Origin of the sequence: Novipirellula sp. (assembly GCF_041583735.1) — a bacterium.
Classification (GTDB): domain Bacteria; phylum Planctomycetota; class Planctomycetia; order Pirellulales; family Pirellulaceae; genus Novipirellula.
In genome coordinates, this window is record NZ_JBFHFD010000634.1 from 1 (window position 1) to 5,008 (window position 5,008).

1 protein-coding gene is annotated in these 5,008 nt (G+C 55.4%); it reads right to left on the bottom strand.

The window, feature by feature from the left end; translation table 11 throughout:
- Nucleotides 1-147: 147 nt before the first annotated feature.
- Nucleotides 148-4,776: a glutamate synthase large subunit gene (gene gltB / locus ABX962_RS29875; protein ID WP_372725014.1), complete on the bottom strand. Its 4,629-nt coding sequence runs from the start codon at nucleotides 4,774-4,776 to the stop codon at nucleotides 148-150.
- Nucleotides 4,777-5,008: the final 232 nt, after the last annotated feature.

Sequence of the window (5,008 nt, forward strand, 5' to 3'; positions counted from 1 at the left end):
CGTTCCCCGCGCCGCATGATCTCCGCGAATTGCCGGATGACCGCATGGATGTTTTTGCCCATCTTGGCGAGTAAGCCAATAAACACCTCAAAAAATAAGAGTCGGGGGGGGTTTTGCCCCCCCCCCCTCGACGATTTTTTTGGGGGCTTACGACGCCGAAGCGGCGGTCTGAGCCTTCATTTCTTGCAAGACGCGTTTGTAGTCTCGCGGCATTACCTTGACGCACTGTGCGACAAACGTGGTCCAGTCCTCCAGGGCTTGCTTGGCCACCGCACTTCCGGTGTGATCGTAATGCGATTGGATCAACTCCTTGACCTCGGCCTGTTCCTCGTCGCCTTCGATCGATTCGAGTTCCACCGTGGCGAGGTTGCAATTCAAGTTGAAATCACCCTTCTTGTCCCAGACATAGGCGATTCCTCCAGACATCCCTGCTGCAAAGTTACGCCCGGTCGTTCCAAGCACCACCACGCGGCCGCCGGTCATGTATTCACAACCATGGTCGCCGACACCTTCGACGACGGTTTTGGCACCGCTGTTGCGAACCGCGAAACGCTCGGCAGCACGTCCTCGCAAGAACGCTTCGCCACCGGTCGCTCCGTACAAACAGACGTTGCCAACAAGGATGTTGTCCTCGGCGACAAAGCTGCTTTGCTTCGGCGGGTAAACCACGACACGACCGCCGGAAAGTCCCTTGCCGACGTAATCGTTGGCATCGCCATCGAGTTCGATCGTAATTCCGTGTGACAGGAACGCACCCAAACTTTGCCCCGCCGAACCGGTCAGTTTGATGTGAATCGTGCCATCGGGCAGTCCCGCTTGGCCGTATCGTTTGGCCACTTCGTTGCTGAGGATCGTGCCGACGGTGCGATTGATATTGATGATCGGCGATTCGATCGTCACCTTCGTTCCGCTTTCAAGTGCAGGCATCGCGGCTTCCAACAACACCGTCATGTCCAAGGATTTTTCCAAGCCATGATCTTGGGCGCGTGTGCAGCGGACGTCGACGTCGGCATGCGGCTTGTTCGCCGGTTGCAAGATCGGGGTCAAATCGAGACCGTCCATCTTCCAGTGACGAATCGCTTCTTCGGTCTTCAAGCAATCGGTGCGTCCGACCATTTCGTCGATCGTGCGGAACCCAAGTTTCGCCATGATGCGACGAGCTTCCTCGGCAACCATGAACAAATAGTTCACGACATGCTCTGGTTTACCGGTGAACTTGGCTCGCAATTCAGGGTCCTGGGTCGCGATCCCAACCGGGCAAGTGTTCAGGTGACACTTACGCATCATGATGCATCCGAGCGTGATCAGCGGTGCGGTGGCGAAGCCAAATTCTTCCGCACCTAGCAAGGCGGCGATCACAACGTCGCGGCCTGTTTTTAGACCACCGTCGGTTTGCAAGACCACGCGGCTTCGCAAATCGTTGAGCACCAAAACTTGATGCGTTTCGGCGATACCGAGTTCCCACGGCAAACCGGCGTGCTTGATGCTCGTCAGCGGTGAGGCTCCGGTTCCGCCGGTGTCACCCGCGATCAAAATATGATCCGCGTGCGCTTTGGCGACACCCGAGGCGATCACGCCCACGCCCACTTCGCTAACCAGCTTGACGCTGATTCGCGCGGCCCGGTTGGCGTTCTTCAAATCGTGGATCAGCTGAGCCAAATCCTCGATCGAATAAATGTCATGGTGTGGCGGCGGGCTGATCAAGCCCACGCCCGGCGTGCTGTAACGAATCCGGGCGATATTCTTGTCGACCTTTTTGCCGGGCAATTCACCCCCTTCGCCAGGCTTAGCACCTTGCGAAATCTTGATCTGCAGCTCGTCGGCATTGGTCAAATATTCGATCGTTACCCCGAAACGTCCTGATGCGATTTGCTTGATCGCTGATCGTTTGGAATCGCCGTTTGCCATCGTTTGGAAACGAATGGGGTCTTCCCCCCCTTCGCCGGTGTTGCTCTTTCCGCCCAGCCGGTTCATCGCGACTGCCAATGTTTCGTGCGACTCGGCGCTGATACTGCCAAAGCTCATTGCTCCGGTGCAGAATCGTTTGACGATCTCGCTAGCGGGTTGAACTTCGTCCAATGGAATCGCTTCGCCCGCGACCCCTTCTTTGAAACCGAGCAATCCACGCAGCGCACAACGTTTGCGGTTGTCATCGTTGATGCCGTGAGCGAATTTCCAATAGGCGTCTTCGTTGTTGTTTCTCGCGGCCATCTGTAGCGTCGCGATCGACTGAGGATCCCAGGCGTGTTTTTCGCCTTCGGCACGCCAGTGGTACTCGCCCAAGTTGGGCAGTTGTGCTTGACGATCGACACTTCGTTCGGGATAGCCCAGACGGTGTCGGCGGATCGTTTCTTCGGCAAGAATGTCGAACGAAACCCCTTGGATTCGGCTCGCGGTACCCACGAAGCTGGTAGCGATGATCTCGTCCTTTAATCCAAGTGCCTCGAAAATCTGAGCACCCTTGTAGCTTTGCAGCGTGCTGATGCCCATCTTGGCCATCACCTTCAGCATGCCTTTGGCAACCGCTTTACGGTACGCAGCGACAATTTTGTCGTCATCGAGTGTTGAATCCATCAATCCGTCACGGCGAGCTTGCCACAGTGCCTCGAACGCCAAATAAGGATTGATTGCGTCGGCACCATAGCCGATCAACAAACAGTGGTGATGCACTTCACGGGCTTCACCGGTTTCAATCACCAATCCGATACGCGTTCGTTTTGCTTGCTTGACCAAGTGGTGGTGAACCGCACCGACGGCCAACAACGCGCTGACAGGGACGCGGTCATGGCTGATCTCGCGATCGCTCAACACGACCAATTGAATCCCTTGATCGGCCGCTTCTTCGGCTTCCTTGGCGATCCGGTCAAGCGTCGCTTGCAGACCCGCTTTGCCTTCACTGCGGTCAAACGTGATGTCGATCACGCGGCTGTGCCAGCCTTCGTAATTGATGTGCTTGAGTGCCGCGATTTCTTCATTGGTCAAAATCGGGTGGTCCACGAGCAAGCGATGGCAATGCTCGGGGCTGGCGTCCAACAAGTTCTGCTCGGGGCCGATGTAGCACTCCAGCGACATGATCACTTCTTCGCGAATCGAATCGATTGCGGGGTTGGTCACCTGAGCAAACAACTGCTTGAAGTAATCGTAAATCATCCGCGGCTTGTCACTCAAACAAGCCAGTGCGCTGTCGTTCCCCATCGAACCGACGGGGTCGCGAAGTTGTTCGACCAGCGGACGCAACATGAAGTTGATCGTTTCAATCGTATAGCCGAACGCTTGCATCCGGGGAAGCAGCGTTTTGCTGTCGAAACCATGAGGTTCCGATTCAGGATGCAAGTCCGACAAACGAATACGATTTTCTTTAAGCCAGTCCCCGTATGGCATTTTCTTGGCGAACGAACTCTTGAGTTCTTCGTCGGGAATCAGACGGCCTTCGGCAAAGTCGACCAAGAACATCTTGCCCGGTTGCAGACGACCTTTCTCTTTGACGATCGCAGGATCGACCGGCAACACGCCAACTTCGCTGGCCATGATGACGCGATCATCATGCGTGATGTAGTAACGGCTTGGTCGCAGTCCGTTGCGGTCCAGTGTCGCGCCGATGTAATGGCCATCGGTAAACGCGATCGATGCAGGGCCATCCCAAGGTTCCATCAAGCACGAGAAGTACTCGTAGAAGGCACGCTTGTCTTCGGGCATGGTTTCATGTTTTTGCCATGCTTCGGGGACCATCATCATGATCGCTTCTTGCAGCGTACGGCCGTTCATGAGCAAGAATTCGAGCACGTTGTCAAAGGTTCCCGAGTCGCTGCAGTGCGGTTCGACCACCGGGAATAACTTGCTTAGATCGTCGCCGAACAATTCGCTCTTGGCTGATCCTTGGCGTGCACGCATCCAGTTCGAGTTGCCTCGAAGTGTATTGATTTCGCCGTTGTGGCTCATGAAACGCAGCGGTTGAGCACGGTCCCAGCTAGGAAAGGTGTTGGTCGAAAACCGGCTGTGGACCATGGCCAAATGGGTTTCGAAATCTTCATCTTGCAAGTCGGGGTAATACGGCAGCACCTGCGCCGGAGTGAGCATTCCCTTATAGATGATCACTTTCGTGCTCAGCGAACAGATGTAGAACATCATCGCTTGCTTGAGCGACTTGTCGGCGCGAAGCTTACTCGCTTGCTTGTGAATCATGTACAATTTGCGATCAAACGCATCGTCGCTCAGCCCATCGCTGGCGGCAACGAACAATTGTTCGATCACTGGTTCGCTGCGACGCGCTGTTGGGCCCACGTCTGCCACGTCGGTCATCTGCGGCACGACACGCCAACCGATCAGTTTTTGGCCCGCTTCGGTGATCAACTTTTCGACGGTTTCTTTGCAGTGCTTTCGCTCGCTCTCGTCTTTGGGCAAAAACACCAAGCCGGCTGCGAATTGGCCCGCGGCGGGCAAGTCGACACCGAGGTCACGCTTGGCGACCTTCTTCAAAAAGGCGTGCGGCAATCCACACATGATGCCCGATCCGTCACCGGTGTTGGGCTCGCAACCGCATGCACCGCGATGATCCATCGCTTGCAGGATTTGGTCTGCGTCCAAGACAATTTGGTGGCTTGGTTTGCCTTTGATGTGTGCAATGAAGCCCACGCCACACGAATCCTTTTCGTGGCTAGGGTCATACAAGCCTTGCGCCGGTGGCAAATGGAATTCGGCAACCGCTTTCGGAGCCGTTTGCGTTTCTTGGATCAAATGATTCAGAGAAGGGGTCTTGTTTTCGGGTTGAAGAGTCATTTTCAATCTTTCCATTTCGCTAGTAAAAATTTGGATGATGGCGTCCGAGTCACACCGTGATTTCCGGGTGCCGCAGGCAAAATCAATCGATTAATTCGATGCGTTTTGCGATTCGGGCGTATCAAGCGACAACCGAAGTGCCAGTCCTGGCGTCGGTTGCTGAGTTTTCCACGGCATGCTTCCCGCTGCCGGATTTGCGTTTTTCCGTCTCAACCCTGCGACCAAGCAACAG

Excerpts from the sequence above, each read along its gene's own strand:
- gltB (WP_372725014.1), bottom strand. The coding sequence starts at position 4,776 with ATGACTCTTCAACCCGAAAACAAGACCCCTTCTCTGAATCATTTGATC.